The organism is Micrococcus sp. LASM2_SD2, assembly GCF_057364565.1.
The window spans coordinates 1-3,884 of record NZ_JBNFOB010000219.1; the positions used below are offsets into that span (position 1 = coordinate 1).

At 71.9% G+C, this 3,884-nt stretch carries 4 protein-coding genes; 1 reads left to right on the plus strand and 3 read right to left on the minus strand.

Annotation, left to right across the window (positions count from 1 at the left end; translation table 11 throughout):
- Nucleotides 1-310: 310 nt before the first annotated feature.
- Complete coding sequence (locus AC2W7A_RS10245; protein WP_485991265.1) at nt 311-1,621, minus strand: MFS transporter; 1,311 nt, start codon at nt 1,619-1,621, stop codon at nt 311-313.
- A complete protein-coding gene (locus AC2W7A_RS10250) occupies nt 1,618-2,280 on the minus strand; it encodes a flavin reductase family protein (protein ID WP_248194578.1) in 663 nt (220 codons plus the stop codon). Before AC2W7A_RS10250 ends, AC2W7A_RS10245 begins: the two co-directional genes overlap by 4 nt.
- Nucleotides 2,281-2,382: 102 nt before the next feature.
- On the opposite strand from AC2W7A_RS10250, the gene AC2W7A_RS10255 reads away from it, so the two are divergent.
- A complete protein-coding gene (locus tag AC2W7A_RS10255) occupies nt 2,383-3,060 on the plus strand; it encodes a GntR family transcriptional regulator (protein ID WP_485991266.1) in 678 nt (225 codons plus the stop codon).
- Between the two features lie 40 nt (nt 3,061-3,100).
- Here the strand turns inward: AC2W7A_RS10255 and hutG are convergent.
- The coding region (gene hutG, locus AC2W7A_RS10260) for a formimidoylglutamase (protein ID WP_485991267.1) at nt 3,101-3,884 on the minus strand (784 nt) is incomplete at its 5' end.

Sequence of the window (3,884 nt, forward strand, 5' to 3'; positions counted from 1 at the left end):
CGTCCGCGTGATCCGTGACGCCGGCGTCCCCGGCCCGGCCCGGATGACGTACATGGCCCCGCAGCCTGGCCGCCGCCGAGCAGGCCTGCGCGACCGGGTCCGTGCTGGCCGCCGTGGCGGAGGCCCTCGCGGGTGTGTCCGCCGAGGCCGAGCCGCAGGACCTGGCCGAGGAGTCCGCGGGCGCCGAGGCCGAGGGGCACTGACGCCACAGAGTGGTCACGACATGCCGCGTGCGTGTGCACGAGACGGCGTGTCGTGACCACTCTGTGTGCGGAGGGGCGGCCGGGGAATCGGGCCCGGTCGCCCCGGCTCAGGCCGCCAGGTCCACGTCCTTCGTCTCCTTCATGACCAGGCCGGTCAGGCCGGTGAGTCCGCCGACCACCATGAGGTAGATCGGGAACGCGCTGGTCCACCCCTGCGCCGTCAGCCACGTGATCAGGTACGGCGCCGTGCCGCCGAAGAGCGCGGTGGCCAGCGAGAGCATGGTGGCCACGCCCTTGGCGCGCACCGCCGTGGGCAGCACCTCGGACCAGACGGCGCCGTTGACGCCGAACAGCAGCGCCACGGCCAGCAGGGCGATGGTCTGCACGAGCAGGAACGAGGCGAAGGTGCCGTCCAGCATGCCGAACAGCGGGAACGGCAGCACCACGAAGAGCAGGCCGAAGGCGATGACCAGCGGGCGGCGGCCGATCCGGTCGCCGAGCAGGCCCGCCCCGAGGATGGCGGCCAGGAAGATCACCTGGGCCACGAGCGAGGCCGAGAGGGTGGTGGACTTGTCCATGTGATGGGCCACCTGCGCGTGCGTGGGCAGGTAGATCAGCCACGTGTAGAACATCAGCGAGCCGCCCGCGGAGACCAGGAAGATCGTCAGCAGGCCGCGCCACACCGCACCCGGCTCCCGGTGCGGGGCCTCGTCGGCGGTGGGCACCACCTGCTGCGCCGCCGTGAAGTGCTCCGACTCCGTCAGGCTCCGTCGCAGGTACAGCGCGTAGAGGCCGAGGACGCCGCCGATGCCGAACGCCACCCGCCAGCCCCAGGACGCCACCTGCTCGTGGGTGAGCAGGGTGTTGATGGCCAGGCCCACGAGCGTCGCCAGGATCGTGCCCACCACCACGGACACCCACGACGTCGCCCCGAACAGCCCGCGCCGGCCCTGCGGCGCGCGCTCCACGAGGTAGGTCACGGAGGTGCCCATCTCGCCTCCGTGCGCCAGGCCCTGCAGCAGGCGGGCGACGACGAGGATCACCGAGGCGAGGACGCCCACCGTGCCGTAGGTGGGGGTGAAGGCGATGATCAGGCTGCCGAGCGCGGTGATCATCATCGCCGCGAAGAGGCTGCGCTTGCGGCCCACCCGGTCCGCGTAGGCGCCGAACACGTAGCCGCCGATGGGGCGGGCGACGAAGCCCACCGCGAAGACGGCCAGGGTCGCGAGCAGCTCGGAGGTGGGATTGTCCGCGTGGAAGATCTGCGCCGCGAAGACCGGGGCGAAGATCGTGTAGACGTTCCAGTCGTACCACTCCAGCGCGTTGCCGAAGTTCACGGCCAGCATGTCCTTCAGGCTCCGGGGGCGGGCCCGGGGCACGGGAGCGGGCCGGGCCGCACTGGTGGCCGCGGTGCTCATGCCCGCCCCTCGAGGCCGGCCTGGGCATCGCCGTCGGCGCCGGGCACCCGCATCTCGAAGGTCTCCCGCACCACGGTGTAGTCGAAGTAGCCCAGGCGGGCGATCGGCTGGATGCGCGGGATGTCGATGCGGCCGTCGGCGGTGATGACGTCGTCGTCGATGTGGATGGTGTCCACGTGGGCGAAGACCACGTCGATGGTGCCGACGTTCGAGTCGCCCTTGATGCGGTGCGTCGAGTGGTAGCGGCACTCGAAGCGCACGGGGGACTCGGCGACCATCGGGATGGGGTGGTTGTCCGCGTAGACCTTGGTGACGCCGTGCTCGGCGATGCGGTCCCACTCGCTCTCGCCCGGCTCCAGGGCCATGGCGGAGACGTTGACGGCCTCGCGCAGGTCGTAGGTGGCCATGTTCCACACGAACCAGCCGGTCTGCTCCGCGTTGAGGACGGTGTCCTTGCGGCGTCCGTCCGGGTACTGGTTCGCGGAGAACATCACCATGGGCGGGTCGAAGGTGAGGTTCTGCCACTGGCTGTAGGGGGCGATGTTCTCCATGCCGTCCGTGCTCACGGAGGACAGCCAGCCGATGGGCCGCGGCACGGTGGAGCTCTTGAAGGGGGAGAAGGGCAGGGGGTTGGCCTCGTGCTGCGGGCGGTACTTCATGAGTCCTCCATGTGATGCCGGTAACAGGGTGTGGGCCACGCTACGCCGCATATTCCGGATATATCAAGGGGGTGAGGGCAGATGACTGCCTAGGCTGGGACCATGAACAAGTCGGAGGAGGCCTACGCCCGCCTGACGCAGAAGATCGAGACCGGGGAACTGCCACCGGGCGCCGTCCTCAGCGAGGCGGCCCTCATCGACGCCGCCGAGACGGGGCGCACACCCCTGCGCGAGGCCGTGCAGCGCCTCATCCGAGACCACTGGCTCCTGGTCGGGGGCGGACGTGGCCTGCAGGTCCCCGCGATCTCCGTGGACGACCAGCTGGAGAGGCTGGAGGTGCGGCGGTCGCTCGAGGCGCTGGCCGTGGGACTGGCCTGCTCGCGGGCGGACGAGGAGCAGCTGGCCGCCGTCGCGGCCCACGTGCGGCACCTGCGCACGGTGGAGGACCTGCCGGCGTACGTCGCGGCCGTCGGGCGCTCGCACGAACTCCTGCGCACGATCGCGAACAACCGCTATCTCGCCGATTCCCTGGTCCCGCTCCAGGGGCTCTCCCGGCGGTTCTGGCTCGCCACCACGAAGGACCTTCCCGACGAGGTCGAGCATGGCCGGGCGTTCTACGTCCCGGCGTTGGAAGCGGTGACCCGGAGGGACTCGGCGGGTGCCCGGGCCGGGGTGTTGGCCCTGCATGACTTCTTGGCACGCTCGGCACTGGACTATGCCGCCCGACGCGCGGCCCACGGCCGCGCCGAGCCCCCGGCCCCGTGGGCAGAGGGGCACTGACGCGAGCGGACCCCGGGCCCGAATGCGCCCCCGGCCCGCCTCAGGCCAGCAGCGACGCGTCCGTCCGGTGACGGCTGACGATCGTGTGGATCAGCCGGGCCGCGGCCTTCGCCGTGCGGCCGTCCACGTCCAGGGCGGGGTTGAGCTCCACGACGTCGGCCAGGGCCAGCTTCCCGGACTGGGCAGCCTCCAGTGCGCACGCGTGGATCACCTCGTACGGCACGCCGAAGCCGGCCGGTGCGCTCACCCCCGGGGCGACGGCGGCGGGCAGCACATCCAGGTCGATCGTCAGGTAGAGCACGTCCACCGCTTTGATGAAGGAGCGCACCCAGCGGCGGACGCCGGTGACGTCGGCGGTCTGGGCCTGCTCGTCGGTCACCCACGTGACCCCGTGCTCGCGCGCGGTGTCGAACAGGGCGCGGGTATTGTTGGCCTCGCTGATGCCCACCACCGCGTAGGAGAGCTGATGCTCCGCCCCCTCGGCGTCCCGCAGCGCCTGCAGGAACGGGGTGCCGGAGCTGGGCCGCGGCGCCTCGCGCAGGTCGAAGTGCGCGTCCAGGTTGAGGATGCCCACGCGGGTGCCCGCACCCACGCGCGTGGACTCGGTCAGGCCCGTGATCGAGGCGTAGGCGGTCTCGTGTCCGCCGCCGAGCACCACGGCCAGGTCGTGGGCGTTCAGCAGCCCGCTGGCCACCGTGGCCAGCTCGGCCTGGCCCGCCTCGAGCTCGCCTGGGGCGTCGTCGTCGCCGCGGTCCACGGACACGTCGCCCGCGTCCACGAGCGCGCCCGTGCCCTCGAGGTACGCGAGCGAGGCGAGCGCGCCG

Coding starts and splice junctions, on each gene's coding strand:
- AC2W7A_RS10245 (WP_485991265.1), bottom strand. CDS start 1,621: ATGAGCACCGCGGCCACCAGTGCGGCCCGGCCCGCTCCCGTGCCCCGG.
- AC2W7A_RS10250 (WP_248194578.1), bottom strand. CDS start 2,280: ATGAAGTACCGCCCGCAGCACGAGGCCAACCCCCTGCCCTTCTCCCCC.
- AC2W7A_RS10255 (WP_485991266.1), top strand. CDS start 2,383: ATGAACAAGTCGGAGGAGGCCTACGCCCGCCTGACGCAGAAGATCGAG.